Annotated in this window: 21 protein-coding genes; 6 read left to right on the top strand and 15 right to left on the bottom strand. The window is 69.7% G+C overall.

Annotated elements, in window-relative coordinates:
• Positions 1–67: 67 nt before the first annotated feature.
• The 3 genes from FM069_RS00950 to FM069_RS00940 are packed head-to-tail and all read right to left on the bottom strand — an operon-like array spanning position 68 to position 3,073.
• On the bottom strand, positions 68–958 hold the full coding sequence (locus FM069_RS00950; protein WP_143486254.1) for an MBL fold metallo-hydrolase: 891 nt from the start codon (positions 956–958) through the stop codon (positions 68–70).
• A gap of 46 nt (positions 959–1,004) precedes the next feature.
• Positions 1,005–1,862: an alpha/beta fold hydrolase gene (locus tag FM069_RS00945; protein ID WP_143486253.1), complete on the bottom strand. Its 858-nt coding sequence runs from the start codon at positions 1,860–1,862 to the stop codon at positions 1,005–1,007.
• An 11-nt stretch (positions 1,863–1,873) separates the two neighbouring features.
• On the bottom strand, positions 1,874–3,073 hold the full coding sequence (locus FM069_RS00940; RefSeq protein WP_143486252.1) for an acetyl-CoA C-acetyltransferase: 1,200 nt from the start codon (positions 3,071–3,073) through the stop codon (positions 1,874–1,876).
• A gap of 241 nt (positions 3,074–3,314) precedes the next feature.
• On the opposite strand from FM069_RS00940, the gene FM069_RS00935 reads away from it, so the two are divergent.
• Entirely contained in the window at positions 3,315–4,556 is a 1,242-nt protein-coding gene (locus FM069_RS00935; protein ID WP_143486251.1) for an OprD family porin, read from the top strand.
• 227 nt (positions 4,557–4,783) lie between these two features.
• On the opposite strand, the gene FM069_RS00930 is transcribed toward FM069_RS00935, so the two are convergent.
• The 4 genes from FM069_RS00930 to FM069_RS00915 all read right to left on the bottom strand — a co-directional run bounded on the left by FM069_RS00930 (position 4,784) and on the right by FM069_RS00915 (position 8,829).
• Positions 4,784–5,524, bottom strand: coding sequence for an SDR family oxidoreductase (locus FM069_RS00930; RefSeq protein ID WP_143486250.1), 741 nt, complete (start codon positions 5,522–5,524; stop codon positions 4,784–4,786).
• Between the two features lie 436 nt (positions 5,525–5,960).
• Positions 5,961–6,773, bottom strand: a complete 813-nt coding sequence (locus FM069_RS00925; RefSeq protein WP_143486249.1) for an HpcH/HpaI aldolase/citrate lyase family protein — start codon at positions 6,771–6,773, stop codon at positions 5,961–5,963.
• Positions 6,774–6,788: 15 nt separating this feature from the next.
• Positions 6,789–7,952 (bottom strand): acyl-CoA dehydrogenase family protein, encoded by a 1,164-nt coding sequence (locus FM069_RS00920; RefSeq protein WP_143486248.1) that lies wholly within the window; start codon positions 7,950–7,952, stop codon positions 6,789–6,791.
• Between the two features lie 49 nt (positions 7,953–8,001).
• Positions 8,002–8,829, bottom strand: a complete 828-nt coding sequence (locus FM069_RS00915) for an FAS1-like dehydratase domain-containing protein (protein ID WP_143486247.1) — start codon at positions 8,827–8,829, stop codon at positions 8,002–8,004.
• A gap of 301 nt (positions 8,830–9,130) precedes the next feature.
• Here FM069_RS00915 and FM069_RS00910 point away from each other — a divergent pair, with 301 nt between their 5' ends.
• Positions 9,131–9,553 carry a VOC family protein gene (locus FM069_RS00910; protein ID WP_218570267.1) on the top strand — a complete coding sequence of 141 codons (423 nt, stop codon included), beginning with the start codon at positions 9,131–9,133 and terminating at the stop codon, positions 9,551–9,553.
• A gap of 165 nt (positions 9,554–9,718) precedes the next feature.
• On the opposite strand, the gene FM069_RS00905 is transcribed toward FM069_RS00910, so the two are convergent.
• The 6 genes from FM069_RS00905 to FM069_RS00880 form a co-directional block, all read right to left on the bottom strand.
• Entirely contained in the window at positions 9,719–11,071 is a 1,353-nt protein-coding gene (locus FM069_RS00905) for an OprD family porin (protein WP_143486245.1), read from the bottom strand.
• A 144-nt stretch (positions 11,072–11,215) separates the two neighbouring features.
• A complete protein-coding gene (locus FM069_RS00900) occupies positions 11,216–12,955 on the bottom strand; it encodes an FAD-dependent oxidoreductase (protein ID WP_143486244.1) in 1,740 nt (579 codons plus the stop codon).
• Positions 12,956–12,964: 9 nt separating this feature from the next.
• Complete coding sequence (locus FM069_RS00895; protein WP_143486243.1) at positions 12,965–13,672, bottom strand: NIPSNAP family protein; 708 nt, start codon at positions 13,670–13,672, stop codon at positions 12,965–12,967.
• Between the two features lie 23 nt (positions 13,673–13,695).
• On the bottom strand, positions 13,696–14,460 hold the full coding sequence (locus tag FM069_RS00890) for an SDR family NAD(P)-dependent oxidoreductase (protein WP_143486242.1): 765 nt from the start codon (positions 14,458–14,460) through the stop codon (positions 13,696–13,698).
• An 11-nt stretch (positions 14,461–14,471) separates the two neighbouring features.
• Positions 14,472–15,200, bottom strand: a complete 729-nt coding sequence (locus FM069_RS00885) for an SDR family NAD(P)-dependent oxidoreductase (RefSeq protein ID WP_143486241.1) — start codon at positions 15,198–15,200, stop codon at positions 14,472–14,474.
• A gap of 52 nt (positions 15,201–15,252) precedes the next feature.
• Positions 15,253–16,023 carry an SDR family NAD(P)-dependent oxidoreductase gene (locus FM069_RS00880; RefSeq protein WP_178106626.1) on the bottom strand — a complete coding sequence of 257 codons (771 nt, stop codon included), beginning with the start codon at positions 16,021–16,023 and terminating at the stop codon, positions 15,253–15,255.
• Between the two features lie 287 nt (positions 16,024–16,310).
• Between FM069_RS00880 and FM069_RS00875 the strand changes: the two genes are divergently transcribed.
• Positions 16,311–17,681 carry an MFS transporter gene (locus FM069_RS00875; RefSeq protein ID WP_143486239.1) on the top strand — a complete coding sequence of 457 codons (1,371 nt, stop codon included), beginning with the start codon at positions 16,311–16,313 and terminating at the stop codon, positions 17,679–17,681.
• Between the two features lie 18 nt (positions 17,682–17,699).
• On the opposite strand, the gene FM069_RS00870 is transcribed toward FM069_RS00875, so the two are convergent.
• Positions 17,700–18,380: a GntR family transcriptional regulator gene (locus tag FM069_RS00870; protein WP_143486238.1), complete on the bottom strand. Its 681-nt coding sequence runs from the start codon at positions 18,378–18,380 to the stop codon at positions 17,700–17,702.
• Positions 18,381–18,480: 100 nt separating this feature from the next.
• Here FM069_RS00870 and maiA point away from each other — a divergent pair, with 100 nt between their 5' ends.
• The gene (gene maiA / locus FM069_RS00865; RefSeq protein WP_143486237.1) at positions 18,481–19,113 is read left to right on the top strand and encodes a maleylacetoacetate isomerase; all 633 of its coding nucleotides are present in this window, start codon (positions 18,481–18,483) and stop codon (positions 19,111–19,113) included.
• A 3-nt stretch (positions 19,114–19,116) separates the two neighbouring features.
• Here maiA and FM069_RS00860 read toward each other — a convergent pair whose 3' ends face one another.
• Entirely contained in the window at positions 19,117–19,908 is a 792-nt protein-coding gene (locus FM069_RS00860) for an IclR family transcriptional regulator (RefSeq protein WP_143486236.1), read from the bottom strand.
• A gap of 116 nt (positions 19,909–20,024) precedes the next feature.
• On the opposite strand from FM069_RS00860, the gene hmgA reads away from it, so the two are divergent.
• Entirely contained in the window at positions 20,025–21,329 is a 1,305-nt protein-coding gene (hmgA, locus tag FM069_RS00855; RefSeq protein WP_143486235.1) for a homogentisate 1,2-dioxygenase, read from the top strand.
• Positions 21,326–22,624: a fumarylacetoacetase gene (gene fahA, locus FM069_RS00850; protein WP_143486234.1), complete on the top strand. Its 1,299-nt coding sequence runs from the start codon at positions 21,326–21,328 to the stop codon at positions 22,622–22,624. The genes hmgA and fahA overlap by 4 nt, the downstream gene beginning before the upstream one ends.
• Positions 22,625–22,879 lie beyond the last annotated feature (255 nt).

Raw genomic sequence — 22,879 nt, 5'->3', positions numbered from 1 at the left:
TCGCGGCGGCAGGCGGCCCCGGGGCCACCCCGCCGCCGGGCGTGGCCGGTGGCGGGGACTTTGCCGGCTACCAGTGGGACGGTTCGAAGCGGAATCCGTCGCCCTCGCGGCGGATGAAGCCGCAGTGGGGTTCGCCGAAGTGCACCGGCATGATCAGCGCCTCGCGGTCCGCCGCGCGGTTGAGGAACTCCAGGCGGGTCTTGCGCGCGGTGTCCTCCCAGATGCAGTAGCCGGAGTTGATGTCGGGCCGCACGATCTGCACCGGGCTGTGCAGGATGTCGCCGCAGAAGATCCCTTCCTCGCCGCCGGAGCGCACGCGGAAGGTCACCTGGCCGGGGCTGTGGCCCGGGGCCGGCTCCACCACCAGGCAGTCGGCGATCTCCTGGCCCGGCTCCATCATCTCGGCGAGGCCGGCGTCGACGACGGGCATCACGCTGTCGAAGAACGAGTCGCCGAACACGTCGATCACCCCCGGCTCCTTGTTCTTGCCCTCGCGGCAGAACACGAAGTCGTCCTTGGGCAGGTGGTAGCGGGCATTGGGGAAGGTCGGCACCCAGCGGCCGTCCTGCCAGGTGGTGTTCCAGCCCACGTGGTCGGAGTGCAGGTGGGTGATCACCACGTGGGTGACCTTCTCCGGCGGCGCGCCGGCGGCGGTCATCCATTCCCGCACCAGGGTGTTGAGCATGTTCATCCGCGGGATGGCGGCGCGGGGCTTGAAGTTGCCGACGCCAGTGTCCACCACGATGATCTCGCTGCCCACGTGCACCACCCAGAACTGGATGGTGACGATCAGCTTGTTCATGTGGGGCACCCAGTGGTGGGGCGCCATCAGGCCGCGGTACTCGTCCAGCACGCTGCGGTCCATGTCCGGGAAGAGGAACGCCGGGTCGTGGGTGGGGCCGGCGTACTCGAGGATGCGGGTGACTTTGATGTCTCCGATCATGCGGGACTGCATCATGGCGTGGGTTCCTCTCTTGTAATAGTGACGGCGCCGGGGCGCGGGCTCAGGCGGCGTGGCCGCTGGCGCCCGCCCGGTTGGCCGGGTCGGCGATGAACGCCGGGTAGATTGCGGCGCCACGTGCGCCCTCGCCGACGAAGCGCCGCAGCAGGGTGCTCACCAGGCGCGGGCTCTGCACCGGCATGAAGTGGCCGGAGGCGACGTGCAGCGCTTCCGCCTGGGGCGCCAGGGCCGCCAGCCGGTCGATTTCCGCCGGCGGCCGCAGGCCGTCGTACTCGCCGGCCACCAGCAGGGTGCGCGGCGGCAGGCGCGGCAGGTCGCCGTCCAGGTTCATCCGCGCCAGCATGGCGAACACCGCGGCGAAGCCCTGGGGGTCGCCGCCCTGCCAGCGCAGGCGGAAGGTCTCGTAGCGGGCCGGGTCGCTGCGCAGCGGCACCGGCCAGGTCTTTTCCAGCAGCGCGGCGACGGTCTCCGTCAGGCCCTCCCGGCGGATCGCCGCGGCCCGTTGCAACGCGCCCTCCCGGGCCGCCTCGGCGACCCCGCAGGCCGGCGCCATGGCCACCAGGGCGTCCACCCGCTGCGGGTGGCGGGCGGCGAAGCGAATGGCGATGGCCGCGCCCACCGCGACCCCGGCCAGGGACACCGGGCCTTGCAGGCCGAGGCCGTCCAGCAGCGCGGCGAGATCGTCCACGTGCTGGTCGATCTCCACCTCGCCGACGATCTTCTGGGAAAGCCCGGCGCCGCGGGTGTCGTAACGCAGCAGGCGCAGCCCCGGCAGGGCCGTCCAGACTTCGTCCCAGCTCTCCAGGGAGCCGCCCATCTCGTGGATCAACACCAGGGTCGGGCCGTCGCCCTCCCCCAGCTGATAACGCAGGGCGGTGCCGTTGGCGTCGTACCAGTTCATCGATGGCCTCCTCAGACGCGCTCGAACAGCGCGGCCATGCCCTGGCCGCCGCCGATGCACATGGTTTCTAGCCCGTAGCGGGCGCCGCGGCGCTGCATCTCGTGGAGCAGCGTGGTCATGATGCGCACCCCGGTGGCGCCGATGGGGTGGCCGAGGGAAATCCCCGAGCCGTTGACGTTCACCCGCGGGTCGTCTTCTTCCAGGCGCCATTCCCGCAGCACCGCCAGGGCCTGGGCGGCGAAGGCTTCGTTCACCTCGATCAGGTCCATGTCGCCCAGGCCGAGGCCGGTGCGCTGCAGCAGCCGGGCCACCGCCGGCACCGGGCCGATGCCCATGCGCGCCGGGTCGCAGCCCGCCGCGGCCCAGTCCACCAGCTTCGCCAGGGGCTTGAGGCCGTGGCGAGCGGCATAGTCCGGGGAGACCACCAGACACACGGCGGCGGCATCGTTCTGCTGGCTGGAGTTGCCGGCCGTGCACACGCCGTCGGGCAGCAGCACCCGCAGCCCGCCGAGGCTGTCCAGGCTGGCGTCCTCGCGGATGCCCTCGTCCATCGACACGGTGGTGCGGGCGCCGCGCTTGCCGGGTACGTCGATGGGCACCACCTCCTCGGCGAAGCGCCCGTCACGCCAGGCCGCCGCGGCGTTCTGGTGGCTGCGCACGGCGAACCGGTCGGCGTCCTCGCGGCTGATGGCGTAGTCGCGGGCGAGGTTTTCCGCGGTCTCCGGCATGCCGGAGATATAACCGAAGCGCTCCTGCGGCTGGGACCGCTCGCGGCCGCGCTCCAGGCGGTCGTGCAGACGCACACTGCCGGCCCGGGCGCCCCAGCGCATGTCGGTGCTGTAGTACTCGATGTTGCTCATGCTCTCCACGCCCACCACCAGCACCGCGTCGGCGTGGCCGCTCTGCACCTGCATTGCCGCATCGGCCAGGGCCTGCAGGCCGGAACCGCAGCGGCGGTCCAGGGTGTAGCCGGGCACTTCCAGGGGGAGGTCCGCCAGCAGCGCGGCGTAGCGGCCCATGCAGGGCGCCTCGCTGGAGGCGTAGGACTGGGCGACGATCACTTCGTCGAGGGTTTCCGCCGGCAGGCCCAGGCGGCCCACCAGGGTACGGATCATGGTCGCCGCCAGCTGGTCGGCGGTCAGCGCTGCCAGGGCGCCGCCGAACTTGCCGATGGGGGTCCGGAGCGGGGAAACGATCAGCGCGTCTCGCATGGCGCGGAACTCTTCTGTAGCGGGTGAGGCAGCCAGCATGGGCGTGGCCGCCATGGGCGGCAATTTCGCATCCTGAAAGGCGGCCTTTCGCCCGGCTTAAGCACCCGCGGGCGGGTACGGCATGTTTCGCCGCACCGAAGGACCGCTTAAGGAAAACCGAATTCCCAAGCCTTTCGCCGCTTGCGCATGCTTGCCGCGCCGGACCCGAGTCCGCCCCGAATACCCACGACGGATAACAACAATGAACAAGAGTCCCCTCGCCCATCTGTGCGGGCTGCTGGCCCTGCCCCCGGTGCTGGCCCTGCCGAGCCTGGCCCACGCCGACTTCCTCGGCGACAGCACCGCCACCCTGCAACTGCGCAACTTCTACTTCAATCGCGACCTGCGCGACTCGGGCGTGGCCCAGTCCAAGCGCGAGGAATGGGCCCAGGGCTTCATCCTCAACGTCAAGTCGGGTTACACCGAGGGCACCGTCGGCTTCGGCCTGGACCTCTATGGCGCCCTGGGGCTGAAGCTGGACTCGTCCGGCGCCCGCGCCGGCACCGGGCTGCTGCCCAACGCCTTCGGCGACTCGGGCCCGGACGAATACACCGACCTGTCCGGGGCGCTCAAGGCGAAGATCTCCAAGACCGAGCTGAAGGTGGGCGGCTTCATGCCCAAGTCGCCGGTGCTGCTCTCCAGCGACGCCCGCCTGCTGCCGCCGCTGTTCAACGGCATCACCCTGCAGTCGGCGGACATCGACAACCTGCTGCTGGACGCCGGGCGCTTCGACCACGTGAACTACCGCAACTCCAGCGGCAACCACGACGACCTGCTGGCCGGCAACTACGGGGCCTCGGGCGACCACTTCGACTACCTGGGCGCGGCCTACACCCTCAGCCCCCATGCCACCCTCTCCTACTGGCGCGGCGAGCTGGCCGACGTCTACAAGCAGAACTACGTCGGCGCGGTGCTCAGCCACCCGGTGGGCGACTGGAGCCTGGGGGCCAACCTCGGCTACTTCGACTCCTCCGAGGCCGGTGGCGCGCGGGCCGGCGACATCGACAACGGGCTCACCTCGGTCCTGCTGTCCGCCAGCACCGGCACCCACACCTTCCGCGTCGGCTACCAGGACAACGGCGGCGACACGCCCTTCCCCTACCTGCAGGACGCCGACGCCAACGTCGCCAACGTGGTGCAGATCCTCGACTTCACCCGCGCCAAGGAACGCTCCTGGCAGGCCCGCTACGACCTGGACTTCGCCAAGCTGGGGGTGCCGGGGCTGGTGTTCCTCACCCGCTACCTGAAGGGCGACAACTTCGACGTGGCCGGCGGCGACGGCAAGGAATGGGAACGGGACATCGACGTCACCTACACCGTGCAGGACGGCCCGCTGAAGAATGTCTCGGTGCGCTGGCGCAACGCGATGGTCCGCTCCAACGCCTCCATCGGTGACCTGGACGAGAACCGCCTGATCCTCTCCTACACCCTGCCCCTGAAGTGACCCGCCTCGCCCCGGCCCGGTGCCGGGGCGATCTTCCATCGCTGGCCGACCTGGCCCGCGAATTCCAGTGAACGCCCTGGGCGGCGATCGGCCGGCTGCGTGATGCCGCGCGACGGGATTCCCGCCCACGCGATACCGGCCCTGCCCTCCTCCTTTCCCAACCCCGCGCTTCGCCGACACCGCCTGCGAGGGGCCTCGCGCCGCCTCCGCCCAGGCGCGTCCGGGCCTCAGACGTACCCGCCGTTCACCCGCAGGATCTGGGCGTTGACCCAGGCGCCGTCGTCGCCCAGCAGGAAGGCCACCGCACCGGCGATGTCCTCCGGCTGACCGAGGCGTTCCAGTGGCGCCATCTTCGCCAGGGACTCCACCTGCTCCGGGGTCTTGCCGTTGAGGAACAGATCGGTGGCGGTGGGCCCCGGGGCGATGGCGTTCACCGTGATGCCGCGACCGCGCAGTTCGTTGGCCAGCACCCGCACCAGCCCCTCGACGGCGCACTTGGAGGCGATGTACGCGCCGTAACCGGGGAAGGCCTTGGGGATCACGCTGGTGGACAGCGCCACCATCCGCCCGCCGTCGCCGAGGACCTCGGCGGCCTTGGCCAGCACCAGGTAGGTGCCGCGCACGTTGGTGGTCATCATCCGGTCGAACGCCGCCACCGTGTCCGTGCGGATCGGCGCCAGCTCCATGACGCCGGCGTTGCTGACCACCGCGTCCAGGCGCCCGAACGCCTCTTGGGCCGCGGCGAACAACCGGGCGACGTCGTCCGCGTCCGCCACGTCCCCCTGCACTGCGACAGCGCTGCCGCCCTGGGCGCGGATCTCGGCCACGGTCTCGTCGGCCCGGGCCTGGTTGCCGGCGTAGCCGATGACCACGCCGAACCCGTCGGCCGCCAGGCGCAGGGCGATGTCCTTGCCGATACCGCGGGATGCGCCCGTCACGAGGGCCGCTTTGGCTACTGGGGTGTTCATGGGAAGACTCCTGGAGGTGGGTTGAGGCCCGGCCCTCGGCGCGCGGCGCGCATCAGCCCGCCGCCTCCCGAAAGCCGGTATCCCAAGAGGACCGCCGAGCCCGCCCGGGATTCCCCGAACGGCGACCGAACTGTTCGGGCGGCACCGGGCACGATGAGGCCGAGGACGTGCGGCTGGACGATGAAAGGGGTCGCTCGGGGCGACGTGCAGTTACCGTTCCGCTCTTGCGCGGGCGGTGTAGCGATCAGGTGTGTGCCCAGGGAAGCAGTCCTGGGCAGGCCGTTCGAGGGCGCGAGGCGATACGACTGTCAGCGCGTGGCCGCAGCGAGCGTGTCTACCGCTCGGAAGAAAGGGGGCGAAAAAAAACGGGCGCGACGGGAACGCCCGTGAGGAAAACGAAAGCGGCGCACCGGTGCAGGCCGGCGCGCCGAGGGCGTCAGCCGGTGGCGGCGAGGATGCGCCGGGCGCGCTGGATCACCGGGGCATCCACCATCTGCCCGTCCACCTTGAACGCACCGGCACCGCCGGCGGCGGCCTCCACCACCCGCTGCGCCCAGGCCACGTCCGCCGCGGAAGGCGCCAGGGCGGCGTGCACCACCGGGACCTGACGCGGATGGATGCAGAGCATGCCGGCGAAGCCCATGGCGCCGGCATCGGCGGCGAAGCGCGACAGCCCCGCCTCGTCGTCGATGCGCGGGAACACGGTATCCAGGGGCTGGGCCAGCCCGGCCAGGCGCGAGTGCAGCAGCAGGGCGAAGCGCGCCTGGTCGAGGATGCGCTCGGCCGCCTCGCTGCCGGCGGCCAGACCCAGGTCGACCCCCAGGTCGAGGCCGCCGAAGGTCAAGCGTTCCACCCCCGCGGCGCGGGCCATGCTCGGCAGTTCGGCAATGCCGCGGGCGCTTTCGACGATGGGCCACACCGGCTTGCCGACGGCGGCCGCGCGCACCACCTGCTCGACGCTTTCCGCCTTGGGCAGCAGCAACCCCAGCACGCCCGGATGCGCGCACAGGGCCAGGTCCTCGGCATGGCCGGGGTGGCCGGCCATATTCACCCGCACCCAGACCCGCGCCTCGGGCCGGTCATCCAGGAAGGCCCGCAGGTTATCCCGCGCCTGGGCCTTCAGCGCTTCTTCCACGGCGTCCTCGAAATCGACGATCACCGCGTCGGCGCCGGCATCCAGAGCCTTGGCGAAGCGTTCCGGACGGCTGCCGGGTACGAACAGGGCGGTACGGAGCAAGGGGCTGGGCATGGACGGCGACACTCCTCAGAACGATCGCGGCAGCTCGAGCAGGTGCTCGGCCACGTACGACAGGATCAGGTTGGTGGAAATCGGCGCCACCTGGTACAGCCGGGTCTCGCGGAACTTGCGCTCGACGTCGTATTCGCAGGCGAAGCCGAAGCCGCCGTGGGTCTGCAGGCAGGCGTTGGCCGCTTCCCAGGAGGCCTTGGCCGCCAGGTACTTGGCCATGTTGGCGCTGGCCCCGGCGTTCAGCCCGGCATCGTACTCCGCGCATGCGCGCCAGCGCATCAGGTCGGCCGCTTCCACCTCGATGTGGGCCTCGGCGATGGGGAACTGCACGCCCTGGTTCTGGCCGATGGGGCGGCCGAACACCTGGCGGTCGCGGGCATAGGCGCTGGCCTTCTCGATGAACCAGCGGCCGTCGCCGATACACTCGGCGGCGATCAGGGTGCGCTCGGCGTTGAGGCCGTCGAGGATGTAGCGGAAGCCCTTGCCTTCCTCGCCGATCAGGCTGTCAGCGGGAATCTCCAGGTTGTCGAAGAACAGCTCATTGGTCTCGTGGTTGACCATGTTGGCGATGGGCTGCACGGTCATGCCGTTGCCGATGGCCTCGCGCAGGTCCACCAGGAAGATCGACATGCCCTCGGACTTCTTCTTCACCTCCGCCAGGGGCGTGGTGCGGGCCAGCAGGATCATCAGGTCGGAATGCTGGATGCGCGAGATCCAGACCTTCTGGCCGTTGATCACGTACTTGTCGCCGCGGCGCACGGCGGTGGTCTTGATCTTGGTGGTATCGGTGCCGGTGGTGGGCTCGGTCACGCCCATGGACTGCAGACGCAGCTCGCCGCTGGCCAGCTTCGGCAGGTAGTAGCGCTTCTGCGCCTCGCTGCCGTTACGCAGCAGGGTGAACATGTTGTACATCTGCCCGTGTACGGTGCCGGAGTTGCCGCCGCAGCGGTTGACTTCCTCGAGGATCACCGAGGCCTCGGCCAGGCCCAGGCCGGAGCCGCCGTATTCCTCGGGGATCATCGCCGACAGCCAGCCGGCGCGGGTCAGGGCCTCGACGAAGGCTTCGGGGAAGCCCTTCTCCTCGTCCACCTTGCGCCAGTAGGCCGCATCGAACTCAGCGCACAGGGCGCGGACGCCTTCACGGATGGCATTCAATTCGTCGTTGTCGTTCTGGAACATCTCAAAGCGTCCTCGGTGATGCGGGTCATCGGGCAATGGGAGCGGTGCGTCAGTCGAAACGCACTTCGGCTTGCTGGCACAGGCCGCCGGCATTGGCGGCCCAGAGTTCGGCGCGCCCCGCTTCCGCCTGGCGGCCGCCCACCTGGAAGGCCTCCGGGGCGATCAGCGGGCGCACGCCGCGGAAGATGAACTGGCGCGGCCGCGCCTGGGGGTTGGCCCGGCAGAAGGCGGCGAGGTTCAGGGTCGCGGTCAGTGGGCCGTGCACCACCAGGCCCGGGTAACCCTCGGTCTCGGTGACATAGGGCCAGTCATAGTGGATGCGGTGGGCGTTGAAGGTGACCGCGGAGTAGCGGAACAGCCGGACCGGGTCGGGTTGCACGGTCTCCTGCCACTGGGCCTCGGGCACCGGGGCGCCGCTGCCCAGCTTCGGCGGCGACGGCTCGCGGTAGACGATGTCCTGTTCTTCCTGCAGGGCGATGCGGCCGCCCTGGCGGTAGGTGTGGCGCAGGGTGACGAACAGCAGCGAGCCGCTGCCGCCGCGCTTTTCCTCGATGCGCAGGATGGTGGTGCTGCGGCAGGCTTCCTCGCCGACCCGCAGGGGTTCCAGGAACTCCAGGCGCCCGCCCGCCCACATGCGGTTGCGGCCATGGGCCGGCGGCATGAAGCCGCCCAGGGCCGGGTGGCCGTCGGCGCCGAGGCCGGCGGTGTCGGCCGGCTCCTGGAAGAAGCACCAATGCCAGAGCAGGGGCAGTTCCTCGCCGTGGGCCGGCGCGGGTACGTCGAAGGTCGCGGCGATGCGCCGGACCAGGTTACGGCTGAGCTGGTCGTGCACCTCTTGGGTACGCCCGAGCCATTGCGCCGGATCGAAGGTGTCCATGGCTGGCCTCCCGTCATGTCTGCAAGCTGGCCGCCATCATGCAAGACCCCCGGAGCCGGCGGAATTCGCTTTTCCGGAAGGCCGCCTCAAGCCACGGCTAACACCGGCGCGACGCAGGTTCGCCTGACGCGCCCTCCCGGCGCGGCCCGAGCCCGGCGATGGCGCCGTGGGTACTGCCCTCGTCCCGGGCGCGCCAATCATTCACCGTTCGCATAGAGTGCCCGGGCATTTCGAATTTCCATTCGTGGAGCCGATGGCCGACGCTCCAGGCTTCCCCCCAACCCTCAGGAGCCCGATCGACATGGACAGCGGAATCACTCACGTGGCGCTGGTGGTGCGCGACGTAGAAGCCAGCATCGCGTTCTACACGCGCTTCGCCGGCATGCGCGTCATTCACCAGCGCGAGGCCCAGGGCGACATCGAGGAAGTGGTCTGGATGACCGACTTCACCCGGCCCTTCGCCCTGGTGCTGATCGCTTCGACGAAACTGCACGACACCCCGGTGGGCCCGTTCGGCCATCTGGGCGTGGCCTGCGCGTCCCGGGCAGAGGTGGACCGGGCCGCCGATGCCGCCCGCGAGCTGGGCATCCTGCGCTCGCCGCCCAAGGACAGCGGCCCGCCCACGGGTTACTGGACCTACCTCGCCGACCCGGACGGCAACACCCTGGAGCTGTCCCACGGCCAGGAGATCGCCTTCACCGTGAAGGATGCCCAGCGCCTGTGACCCCGCTAGGTTCTGTACGAAAAGTCGTCGAGCGAAGGTCAGGCAAGGCAAAACAGGCGAAGAAGCGGAGTTTACCTGCTGTAAATGAGCAGTCTGAGCCTGTTTTTAACGCAGCATCACCGAGCGCAGGCACTTTTCCGCTATCGCCGGCCGAGCCCGGTCGCCTCAGAACACGTTGATGGGGTAGTCGATGATCAGCCGGACCTCGTTGATGTCCGCGTAGCGGTAGCCGGTGGATGCCCGGTGCACCGCGTTGCGCAGGCGGAACGAGAGGTCTTTGGCCTTGCCCGACTGGACCACGTAGCGTGCCTCGATGTCGCGCTCCCAGTGACGCGGGTCGCTGCCCTCGGGGTAGCGGTAGCGGGAGGTGTAGTAGGTGTTGCGGCTGTCGGCGTTGTCGATGTGGTCGCCGCGCAGGTAGCGGGTCATGAAGGTCAGGCCCGGCACGCCGTAGGCCGCCATGTTCAGCTCGTAGCGCAGCTGCCAGGACCGCTCGTTGGCCTCGGTGAAGGTGGCGTACTGCACCGCGTTGGCCAGGGCGACGCCGCCGCCCATGGTGCCGAAGCCGATCCAGTCCATGGGTTCGTCGCTGTCCACCCGCTGGTAGCCGGCGCTGAAGGCGTGGCCGCCCAGCTTGTAGGTGGCCAGCAGCGACCAGGTGGTGTTGTCGATGGTGCTGGCCAGCTGCTTGCCGGTGTCGCGGGTGTGGTAGACGTTGGCGTCGAGGGTGAAGGACTGCTTGTCCCCCAGGGGCAGGGTGTAGTTGGCGTTGCCGTAGTACTGGTGCCAGACGTCCTTCAGCTCGGAGCCATACAGGCTCAGGCTGAGGCGCTCGTTGGGCCGGTAGATGCCGCCCAGGTAGCTCACCGAGCGAATGGCGATGGGCAGGCCGTAGTCCAGGGCCAGGTCGTCGTCGTTGTTGCTGGAGTCGACGCTGCCCTTGGCGGTGAAGTGGCCGGCATCCAGGTGCAGTTTCTTGACTTCGTCCGAGGCCAGCATGAACCCGGTGGCGGAACTGGGGAACAGGCGCACCTGGTTGACCCAGAACACCGGCACCGCGGGGAACAGGTTGCCGTACTTGAGCACGGTGTCGGAGATCCGCAGCTTCACCGAGCCGCCGGTCTTGGAGAAGCTGTCCTCCGGGTGGCCGTCGCTGTCCAGGGGCATCAGCCGCAGGCCGGTGCGCCCGCCACCGCTGTCCAGCTTGATCCCGGTGAAGCTGTAGGCGTCCACGCCGACGCCCACGGTGCCCTGGGTATAGCCGGAGGTGTAGTCGATCATCAGCCCCTGGGCCCATTCCTCCGAGTAGTCGCTGCGCCGGTCCACCGGCTTGACCGCATTGCGGCCCAGGCCGCTGACGCCGCCGTGCTCGTAGTCGCGGCGGAAGTAGAAGTTGCGGTTGAGCAGGGACAGGTGGCTGTCTTCGAGGAAGCCGTTGGCCTCATCCTGGCCAGACACGGCGACATCAGCGTAGGCCAGGGGGGCCAGCAGACACAGCAGGGCTTTGTTCAACTTCATGGTGTGATGCTCTTGTTGTTGTTTGTCGTTGTTATGGGTTTTGGCGGCGCGAGGGCGCCCTGCGCGGGCTGCGGGCAGCTCGCGCCGGTGGTGCATCGGGGGACTGGTGGCCCCGCCGGCGTGGCGGGGCCGTGCCGGGCTACCTCATGACAGGGCCGTGGCGGGTTGCGGGCGCGCCCCGGCCGTCGCATCGCCGGCCGCCGGCTGCGCCATGTGGCACGCCGCCAGGTAGCCGAAGGTCAGCCCCGGGCCAAGGGTGATGCCCGGCCCGGGGTAGTGGCCGCCCATGACGGAGTTCATGTCGTTGCCCGCGGCGTAGAGCCCGTCGATGGGCCGGCCCTCCCCGTCCAGCACCCGCGCCTGCTCGTCGGTGAGCAGGCCGCAGGCGGTGCCGATGTCGCCGGGCACCACCTGGACGGCATAGAACGGGCCGGTCTCCAGGGGCGCCAGGCACGGGTTGGGGCCCTGCGCCGGGTCGCCCAGGTAGCGGTTGTAGGCGCTGTGGCCCTTGCCGAAGTCCGGGTCCTGGCCCTGGCGGGCGTGCGCGTTGTAGCGGGCGACGGTGGCCGCCAGGCCGCCGGCGTCGATACCCATGGCCTGGCCCAGGGCCTGCAGGGTGTCGCCCCGCAGCAGGTAGCCGGCCTTGAGGAAGCGCTGCAGCGAGGCGGCCTGCGGGCGCACCATGCCCAGGCCGTAGCGGGCCAGGAAACGGCTGTCGCAGACCAGCCAGGCCGGCACCGAGCCGGTGCGGTACTGGGCCTCGCCGCAGGCGTGGTAGGAGTCCGCCTCGTTGACGAAACGCCGCCCCTCGCGGTTGACCATGATCACGCCGGGCTTGTAGCGATCCAGCATGAGGTGCGGGAACCGCGCGGTGCTGCCGTCGTCGCGGCGCATCAGCGACACCGGCGAGTAGAAGGCGTTGTTGGCGTTGCGGCCCTCGCCCAGGGTCGCACCCAGGTCGAGGGCCATGCGCAGGCCGTCGCCTTCGTTGGCCTCGTTGCCGGCGGACCAGGCGCCGGTGGGCGCGGGCAGCAGCCGCTCGCGCATCGCCGGGCTCGCCGGGAAACCACCGGTGGCCAGCAGCACGCCGCGGCGGGCACGCACCTCGATGCGCTGCCCGTCCCGTTCGATCGAGGCCCCCACTACCCGCCCGCCCTCCAGGCGCAGCTCGCGGGCGGGCGCATTGGCCCACAGCGGCACGCCCAGGTCCAGCAGGCTCTTGTACAGGCGCCCCGCCAGGGCATTGCCCAGCACCAGCCGGGTACCGCGGGAGTAGCCGCGCAGGCGGTCGCTGGCGAAGCGCCCCAGCAGCTTCAGCGCGTGCAGGAAGCCCTTGCGGGTGCGCTTGGCCTGCAGCAGCAGGTCGATGTCGGTCTTGTTGACCATCATCCCGCCGAAGGCCATGAACTCCGGCCAGGGCCGGCGCAGGTTCTCGAACTGGTCGCCCAGGAGGCGCCCGTCGAACTCCAGCGGGTCCAGGGCGCGGCCGCCCTCCCCCGCGCCATCCAGGTCAGACCAGTAGTCCGGCGAGTACTGGCGGCCGGAGAATTTCACCTGGGTGTTGCGCTCCAGGTACTCCAGCATCGCCGGGCCGTGGTCGAGGAACGCCTGGCGCAGGGCCCGCGGCGCGGCGCTGCCCACCACCTGGTCCAGGTAGCGCTCCACCCGCTCGCGGGAATCCTGCACGCCGAGGGCCTTGCCCTGGCGGTTCAGCGGCACCCAGGTGCCGCCACCGGAGAGCGCGGTGGTGCCGCCGAAGCGGTCGGTCTTCTCCACCAGCAGCACGTCGAGGCCGCGCAGCCTGGCCACGGCGGCCGCGCACATGCCGGCCGCGCCGCTGCCGATCACCAGCACGTCGACCTCGTGGGGGGTTGTCGTCGTCATGGCGTACCTCTAGCGGGCCAGCCCGAGCAGGGGGTCGACCGCCGCGTAGGGGGTCGGCCGCAGCAGGTAGGTATCGGCACGCCCCAGCAGGCTGCGGCCGAGGGTCTCGCGCTGGGCCGCGTGGGCCTGCTGGATCGCCGGGTCCTGCCAGTAGGCGTTCCAGCCGGCCTCGCGCTCGGCGTGGTCGCGCCAGGACAGCAGCGTCACCAGGCCCGGCATGTGCTGCCCGGCGATCAGGTTGAAGCTGCCCAGCAGCGTGCCGCCATGGCGCGCCAGGACCGGCAGCGCGGTCTGCGCCAGGTAGTCGTGGGCGGCCTTGGGCTGGCCGTTGGCGATGGGCTGGACGATCAGCTCGTGGAGCCCACCGACGTTCACCCCGCCCTGCACCTTGCGGTACTCGGTCCAGGCCGGGCTGGGGCTGAGCAGGGAAATGTCGTAGTGCTGCACCAGTTCGCTGCCGGCGTTGGTGCTGGCGCGCAGGGCCCACCAGTCCGGGTCGGTGTAGAAACCGCCCCAGTTGGCCTCGCGCTCGGCGTTGTCCTGCCAGGCCATGAGGTAGATGAACAGCGGCGTGCCGCGCCCGGCGATGGCGTGCCAGCGCCCCACCACGTTGATGCCGTGGCGTGCCAGCAGCGGCGGCAGGCCGTCGCGCATGCGGGCGTCGAGGTCGTGCATGCGGCCCGGTTCGACGAAGTAATAACGCAGTTCGTATTGCATGGAAGGTCTCCTGTTCGGGGCGCTCAGGCCATGGCCACGTAGTTGCCGATGCTCCAGCCGCCGTCCACCACCAGGGTGTGGCCGCTGATGAAGCCGGCCTGGTCGGAGCAGAGGAAATGGATGGCGTTGGCCACATCTTCCGGCTGGCCGATGCGGTGGAAAGGCGTGGTGTCGATCATCACCGCCTTGAAGCGGGCATCCCCCTGGATGCGCTCCCGGGTCAGGGGCGTCTCGATGATGCCGGGCGCCACCGCGTTGACCCGGATGCCGCGGGGGCCGTAGTCCACCGCCATCTGCCGGGTCAGGCCCACCAGGGCCGCCTTGGTCGCCGCATAGGGCGCCACCCCGGGGTGGCCCAGCAGGCCGAAGATGGACGCCAGGTTGACGATACAGCCACGGCCGGGCCGCAGGTGCGGCAGGGCTTCCCGGGAGAAGCGGAAGACGCTGCGCAGGTTGATGTCGGTGTAGCGGTCCCATTCCTCGTCGGTGGTCTCGCCGACGCTCTTGGCCTTGCCGATACCGGCGTTGTTGATCAGCCAGTCGAGGCCGCCGAATGCCTCCAGGGCCGCGGCCACCGCTTCGCGTGGCGCCGCCTCGGCGGTGACGTCCTGGCGCAGCAGGTGGAAGGCGTCCGGGCGGGTGCTCAGGGCGCGGGTCTGCTCCAGCAGCGCCAGGTCCAGGTCGGTGATCACCACCCGGGCACCGGCCTCGGCCAGGCGCAGCGCGGTGGCGCGGCCCAGGCCCTGGCCGGCGCCGGTGATCAGGGCGACGGGGGTCGAGTGGGTCATGCTGTCGCTCCTCAGCTGTAGCTGCCGCCCAGGGACTTGCCGCCATCGACGAACAGCACCTGGCCGGTGACGAAGTCGGTGAGCGGGCTGGCGAAGAACGCCACGGCGTTGGCCACGTCCTCGGGACGCCCGGCGCGGCCGGTGGGCTGCAGCGCCTCCTGGGCCTTGCGCCGCTCCGGGGTGAGGGACTGCAGCAGCGGCGTGTCGATCAGCCCGGGGGCGATGGCGTTCACCGAGATGTCCCGGGGCGCCAGTTCCATGGCCACGGCGCGGGTATAGCCCACCACCGCGGCCTTGGAGGCGACGTAGTGCACGTGGTTGCGCGCACCGAGGTAGGCCCGGGAGGCGATGATCACCACCTTGCCGCCCGCCTGCATGCGCGCCGTGGCGGCCTGGGTCAGGGTGTGCACGGCGATGGTGTTGATCTCGTACATGCGGCGGAAGTCGTCGGCGCTGGCCTCGGCGAACGGGCGCTCGTCGAAGATCCCGGCGTTGTTCACCAGGACGGTCAGGGCCGGCAGCTCGGCGAGCAGCGCCTTCACCGCGGCCTCGTCGGTGATGTCGACGCCCCGGGCGGTCACGTCCAGGCCCTGCTCGCGCAGGGTGGCCGACTCGGCCTCGGCCAGGGGCACGTTGCGGTCCAGCATGAACACCGCGAAGCCGTCCCGGGCCAGGCGTTCCACGGTCGCCCGGCCCATGCCGCTGGCGCCGCCGGTGACCAATGCATAGCGAAGAGTCATGTCGTTACCTCTTGTTGTTTTTCAGGTTCACGCAAGGTGGTGGGAACGGCGCTCACTGCATCCGGTAGCCGCCGTTCACGTCGGTCATGGTGCCGGTCAGGTAGCCCGCCTCGGGGGACAGCAGGAAGGCGATGGTCGCGGCAATGTCGTCCGGCTGGCCCAGGCGCCCCAGGGGGATGTTGGCCGCGGCCGCGGCTTCCTGCCCGTCCGCCAGGGACAGGCGCAGCATGGCGGTGTCGATCAACCCGGGGGCGATGCCGTTGACGGTGATGCCCATGGCGGCGGTCTCCCGGGCCAGGGCCTTGGTATAGCCGAGCACCGCCGCCTTGCTGGAGATGTAGGCGGAGCTGGACCGGTAGCCGCCGAGCTGGGCGGCGCAGGAGGAGAAGGTGACCACCCGCCCGTGCTCCACCGGGGTGTCGCGGCGGGCGCGGACGAAGGCGCGGGTGCAGAGGAAGGTGCCACGGGTGTTCACCGCGTGGGTGAGTTCCCATTCCTCCAGGCTGGTGTCGGCGATCAGCCGCCGCTCGCCATCGTGGAGGATCAGGATGCCGGCAGCGCAGACCAGGGCGGACACCGGCCCATGGGCCGCTTCAATGGCAGCGTAGGTGCCATCGACGCTGCGTTCGTCGGAAATGTCCATGGCCCAGGCGCTGTGGCCATCGCCCGGCAGGCCGGCGACGGTGTCGCGGCACGCGGCTTCTTTCAGGTCCGCCGCGGCGACGCGATAGCCCCGGGCGGCCAGGTAGCGGGCAACCCCGGCGCCGATGCCTTGTGCGGCGCCGGTGACCAGGACGAGGCGAGAATGAGGCAAGGTACTCATCGAGTGGATTCCCATCTTGTTGTTTTAACTAGCATGTATACATGAATGCGCTAAAGTCAAAAGCGATTCGCGGAATAACGGGCTTTTCCCCTAGACCATGGATACAAGGTGGCGATAATCTAGTCATCTTTACGTAATTCGTAAACCCGTTACGTAAAGGGAAACGAAACCCGGGTACGCTTGGGTGTCGGCGATGACAAGGCCCTGCCTGGGCCACCCGAACGACGCGGTGCGTGCTCGACCAAGCCGCGGCAACCTGCATAAGAAAAACAATCAGGAAAACAGCTATGGAATCTCAGATCGCAAACTTCCATGCGGCGCTGGACAAGCGCCCCGTCTCGGGCCAGCAGTGGCTGATGCTGCTATTGCTGGTGTTCCTGCTGGTCACCGACGGCTACGACGCCCAGGTCATCAGCTACGTGGTGCCGGTGCTGGTCCAGGAATGGAACATGCCGGCCGCCGCCTTCGGCCCGGTGTTCAGCGCCAACCTCTTCGGCCTCACCCTCGGCGCCCTGCTGGTGAGCCCCCTGGGTGACCGCATCGGCATCCGCCGGGTGCTGCTGGCCTGCGTCGCCCTGTACGCCTGCCTGACGGTGAGCATGGTGCTGGCGACCAACATCGAGGTGCTGATGGCGATGCGCTTCGTCTGCGGCCTGGGCATGGGCGCGGCGATGCCCAGCACCATGGCGCTGATGGCGGAATACTCGCCGCCGCGACTGCGCACGGTGATGGTCACCATGGCCGCCTGCGGCTATTCCCTGGGGGGCGTGCTGGGTGGTTTCATCGCCGCGGCAGTGATGGATACCCATGGCTGGCAGGCGGTGTTCGTCGCCGGCGGGATCACCCCGCTGCTGTTGCTGCCGTTCCTGTTCAAGTACCTGCCGGACTCCCTCAGCCACCTGTTCGCCGACGCACCGCCCTACGCGCGCCTGCTGAAGATCACCCGGCGCTTCATGCCGGACTGGGAGGTTCCGCCGCCCGCCCCGGCCAACCCTCAGGCGAAGGTGCCCAGCAGCTCGCTGCCGGTGGTCAACCTGTTCCGCAACGGCTGGGCGCGCCCGACGCTGTTCATCTGGGGCACCTTCCTCGCCAGCCTGGTGCTGACCTACTTCTACCTGAGCTGGCTGCCGGTGCTGCTCAAGCAGAGCGGCATGAGCCTCAACGCGGCCAACATCACCACCTCGCTGTTCCTGCTGTCGGGCGTCACCGGGGCGGTGATCATGTCGTACCTGGCGGACAAACTGCAGAACAAGACCCGGGTGCTGGCGATCATGCTGGCCGGCGCCGCGGTGGCCACCATCTGCATCGGCCGCAGCCAGGGTCATGCCGACCTGCTGGTGGCCTTCGTGCTGCTGGCGGGCTTCTGCATCATCGGCGGGCAGTTGATGCTCAACTCCTTCACCAGCAGCTTCTACCCCAGCTACGCCCGGGCGACCGGCATCGGCTGGGCCATGGGCATCGGTCGCTTCGGCTCGATCATGGCGCCGATGCTGGGCAGCCTCCTGCTGAGCCTGAACACGCCCACCGAGCAGATCTTCTACCTGTTCGTGGTGCCCGCGGTCGTGGCCATGGTGCTGATCATCCAGGTGCGCAAGCCCCGGGACGAGCCGCCGGCCCAGCCGCCGGTGCCGACCCGCGAACCCCTGGGGTCGCGCTGAGGCAGCGGGCGCGGCGCCCTAGCCGGGCGTCGCGCCGTCCAGCAACCGCTGGAAGTTTCGTTGCAGGAACAGCGCGGCGTAGTGCACGTGCTCACGCATCAGCGCCTCGGCGCGCCAGCCTTCGCGACGGATCACCGCATCGAGGATGCGGTGATGGTCATCGTGGGAGCGCAGGATGGTGGCGTAGTCGTGCCAGAGGATCAGCCGCGACGAGACATAGGGGATTTCCTGGGTACGCTGCACGAACGACTCGATCCAGGGATTGGCGCTGTGCTTGATGAGGGCCTCGTGGAACACCACGTTCATCTGCTTGTAGGGCTCGAAGTCCTCCAGGGCCAGGTGGCCCTTGGCAAGCATCGCGTCGCCTTCCGCCAGGCGCGCGTGGAGCATCTCGATGGTGGCCGGGTCCAGGCCACGCTCCGCGGCGAGGCGGCAGGCCATTCCTTCCAGGTTCCCGCGCACCGCGTAGGCGGCGACGATCTCGTCGATGTCGAAGTGGCGGATCAGGTAGCCGCGCTTGGCCTGGTAGGTCAGCAGGCCCTGGCCGGCCAGGGCATTCAGCGCCGCGCGCAAGGGCGTGCGGGACACCCCCAGCTGCGCCGCCAGGGGGATTTCCTCCAGGCGCTGCCCGGCCTTGAGCGCCCCGCTGAGAATCTGCTCGCGCAGTTGCTCGGTGATCTTCTGTGACAGCGTTTGCATTGACGTCCTTCTCTGCCTCGGCCCGGCGGCATCGCCCCCGTCCGCACGAAATGACATGAAACCCGGGCCCATTATGCCCCCGCAAGAGGAGACATCCGCCATGGATCTCTACACCTATTACCGATCCACCTCGTCCTACCGGGTGCGCATCGCCCTCGCCCTCAAGGGCCTGGACTACCGGTCGCTGCCGGTGAACCTGATCGCCGACGGCGGCGAGCACCGGGCGCCGGCCTACCGTGTCCTCAACCCCCAGGGGCGCGTGCCCACGCTGCGCACCGAGGACGGCGACCTGGTGATCCAGTCGCCGGCGATCATCGAATACCTGGAGGAACGCTACCCGCTGCCGCCGCTGCTGCCGACCGAGCCCCTGGCCAGGGCGCGGGTCCGCAGCGTGGCGGCGCTGATCGGCTGCGACATCCACCCGTTGCACAACGTCGCCGTGCTGCAGCGCCTGCGCGCCCTGGGCCTCGCCGAGGCGGACGTGGGCGCGTGGATCGGCCACTGGATCGGCGAGGGCTTCCAGGCGGTGGAGCAACTGATCGGCGACCAGGGGTTCTGCTTCGGCGAGCCGGGCCTCGCCGACGTCTACCTGCTGCCCCAGGTGTACGCCGCGCGGCGCTTCGAGGTGGACCTGGAGCCGTTCGCGAAGATTCGCCGGGTCGAGGCCCACGCCCTGGCCCACGCCGCGTTCCAGGCGGCGCACCCGTCGGCGCAGGCCGATTGCCCGGCGTGACCCTCAGCCGGGCTGGACGCCGGCCATGCGCGTGCTGATGGACCGGGCGGTCTCGCCCAGGTGCCGGGCCGCCTCGTCCTGGCGCGCGCCGGTGAACACCGAGGCGGTGCCGACCACGGTGATCACCCCGGCCAACTGCTCGCCAGTGGCGAACAGCGGCGCCGACACCGCGTTCACCCCCGGCAGCAGCAGACCGTGGATCTGCTGCAGGCCGTCGCTGCGGATGCGCGTACGCTGGCGCTGCAAGGCGTCGCCGTCGAGGGCCTGCGGGTTCAGCGCCTGCTCCTGCTGGCGCAATCCGGCGGTTTCCGCCTCGGGCAGGAAGGCATCGAAGACCAGGCCGGTGGACGACCCCAGCAGGGGCAGCACCGAGCCCACCCGGGTCACCAGGGTCACCTCGCCGATGGACTGCTCCACGTACACCACCGTGGGCCCCTTGTTGCCCCATACCGCCAGGAAGCAGGTCTCGTTCAGCGCCTTGCGCAGCGCCACCAGGTGCGGCGTGGCGACCTTCAGCACATCCAGCCGGCCCAGGGCGGCGAGCCCGACCCACAGGGCCTCGCGGCCCAGGCCGTAGTGGTTGGTGAGGGGGTCCTGCTCGGCGAAGCCGCTGGCGATCAGCGCCTGCAGGTAGCGGTGGACCTTGGCCGCCGGCATCCCCAGGTGCTCGGCCAGGTTGGACAGGGACGTGGAAGGCGCCAGCTCGGCCAGTGCCTTGAGCACGCCGGTGCCCACCTCGGCGGACTGCACCTTCTGCTGGCGCGGGGGAACGGGATCGCGGGGTTCGTTGGCCATGGACGAGCGGCACCGGTGGGCTGGGGGCCGCTTTTATAGCTTGACCCTCTACGGGAACTCAAATTACGTTATGCGTAACTTACTTACAAAAACAACGATCAGAACACGAGGTCGCCATGCTTGATCACTCTTCCTCCGAGGCCCTGCACTACCAGAGCGGCTTCGGCAACGAATTCAGCAGCGAGGCCCTGCCGGGCACCCTGCCGGTGGGCCAGAACTCACCCCAGCGCCATACCCACGGGCTGTACGCGGAGCTGCTCTCCGGCACCGCTTTCACCGTGCCGCGCAAGGAAGCCCGCCGGACCTGGCTGTACCGCATCAAGCCGTCCGCCAGTCACCCCCGGTACGAGCGCCTGGCCCGGCAGATCCCCGGCCGCACCCTGGGCGCCATCGATCCCAACCGGCTGCGCTGGAACCCCCTGGCCATCCCCACCACGCCCACCGACCTGCTGGACGGCCTGGTGACCGTGGCGGCCACCTCCGCACCGGACCAGGCCGACGGCATCACCGTGCACCTGTACGCCGCCAATGCGTCCATGCAGCGGGCGTTCTTCAACGCCGACGGCGAGTGGCTGATGGTGCCCCAGAGCGGCCGCCTGCGGGTGGTCACCGAACTGGGCGTGCTGGACGTGGAACCCCAGGAGATCGTGGTGGTGCCACGGGGCATGAAGTTCCGCGTCGAGCTGCTGGACGCCAGCGCCCGTGGCTACATCTGCGAGAACCATGGCAGCGCCCTGCGCCTGCCCGACCTGGGGCCCATCGGCAGCAACGGCCTGGCCAACCCGCGGGACTTCCTCGCCCCGGTGGCGCAGTTCGAGGAGCGCGACGAACCCTGCACCCTGGTGCAGAAATTCCTCGGCGAGCTGTGGGCCGCCGAACTGCCCCACTCGCCGTTCGACGTGGTGGCCTGGCACGGCAACAACGTGCCCTACAAGTACGACCTGCGTCGCTTCAACACCATCGGCACGGTCAGCTACGACCACCCGGACCCGTCCATCTTCACCGTGCTGACCGCCCCCAGCGCCGTGGCCGGGGTCGCCAACGTCGACTTCGTGATCTTCCCGCCGCGCTGGATGGTGGCGGAGAAGACCTTCCGCCCGCCATGGTTCCACCGCAATGTGATGAACGAGTTCATGGGCCTGGTGGAAGGCGCCTATGACGCCAAGGCGGACGGCTTCGCCCCGGGCGGCGCCTCCCTGCACAACTGCATGAGCGCCCACGGCCCGGACAACGCCACCGCCGAGAAGGCCATGGCCGCGGACCTGCAACCCCACAAGATCGAGGGCACCATGGCCTTCATGTTCGAGACCTGCAAGGTCCTGCGCCCCAGCGAATACGCCTTGGAAAGCCCGGACCTGCAAAGCGACTACGACGCCTGCTGGGCGAACCTCGCGAAAACCTTCAAGGGAGCTTCCGCATGAGCGACGCCAACCTCCGCCGCAGCTGGGTCACCTCCGCCAACGGCCACGCCGACTTCCCCCTGCAGAACCTGCCCCTGGGCCTCTTCAGCCCCGCCGGCCAGGCACCCCGGGCCGGGGTCGCCATCGGCGACGAGATCCTCGACCTGGACGCCGCTGGCCGCGCCGGGCTGCTGGAAGGCGACGCCCTGCGCGCCGCCCAGGCCGCCACCCGCGACGGCCTCAACGCCCTCTTCGCCCTGGGCGCCGGCCCGCGCCGCGCCCTGCGCGAAGCGCTGCTGGCCCTGCTGGACGCCGACCACTCGCGCGCGGCCGAACTGGCCGGCGCCAACCTGCTGCATCGCCAGGCCGACTGCCGCCTGCACCTGCCCGCGCGGATCGGCGACTACACCGACTTCTACGTGGGCATCCACCACGCGGTGAACGTCGGCAAGCTGTTCCGCCCGGACAACCCGTTGCTGCCCAACTACAAGTACGTGCCGATCGGCTACCACGGCCGCGCCTCCACCGTGGGCCTGGGGGACGTGGACATCCGCCGGCCCAACGGCCAGACCCTCAAGCCTGGCGCCACCGAACCGGGCTTCGGCCCCAGCCAGCGGCTGGACTACGAGCTGGAGCTGGGCGTGTGGATCGGCCCCGGCAACGCCCAGGGTGAAAGCATCCCCATCGCCCGGGCCCGCGACCACGTGGCCGGCTTCTGCCTGCTCAACGACTGGTCGGCGCGGGACCTGCAGGCCTGGGAATACCAGCCCCTGGGGCCGTTCCTGTCGAAGAGCTTCGCCACCACCGTGTCGCCCTGGGTGGTCACCCCCGAGGCTTTGGAACCGTTCCGCAGCGCCCAGCCGGCGCGTCCGGAAGGCGATCCGCAGCCGTTGCCGTATCTCTATGACGAGGGCGACCAGCAGGCCGGCGCCCTCAACATCGAGCTGGAAGTGCTGCTGCTCACCGAGGGCATGCGCGAGGCCGGCCTGGCGCCGGAGCGCCTGGGCCTGAGCAACACCCTGAACATGTACTGGACCGTGGCCCAGATGGTGACCCACCACAGCGTCAACGGCTGCAAGCTGCAGCCCGGCGACCTGCTGGGCAGCGGCACCCTGTCCGGGCCGGAGCGCAGCCAGTTCGGCAGCCTGCTGGAGATCACCGAGGGCGGGAAGCAGCCACTGACCCTGGCCAACGGCGAGACCCGCAGCTTCCTCCAGGACGGCGACGAGATCATCCTGCGGGCCCGCTGCGTCCGCGAGGGCCACGCCTCCATCGGCTTCGGCGAGTGCCGCGGCAAGGTGGTAGCGGCCGGCTGACGTCCAGACCGTTGCGCGCCCGGCATCCCCGGCGGGCGCGCACTGGTAGCGCATCACCACCCCGCGCCCAACTCGGGCGTGCCCCGTCCCCTATATCGTCGTCTCCGCTTATTTCACTGCTTCAATATGTCTGTGTGCCCTGCAGCACATTATCGATCTGAAGATCACCCACTACGAGCCCATCAGGGAAAGTGAAGTCGTGCAGTGGCGGCGGCCTGCATACGAGTTATACAACGCGCGTCACGAACAAAGACT

Source organism: Pseudomonas mangiferae (assembly GCF_007109405.1).
GTDB classification, from domain to species: domain Bacteria; phylum Pseudomonadota; class Gammaproteobacteria; order Pseudomonadales; family Pseudomonadaceae; genus Pseudomonas_T; species Pseudomonas_T mangiferae.
The sequence above is the reverse complement of the archived record's forward strand: the minus strand, read 5'-3'. Positions and strand labels throughout refer to the sequence as shown.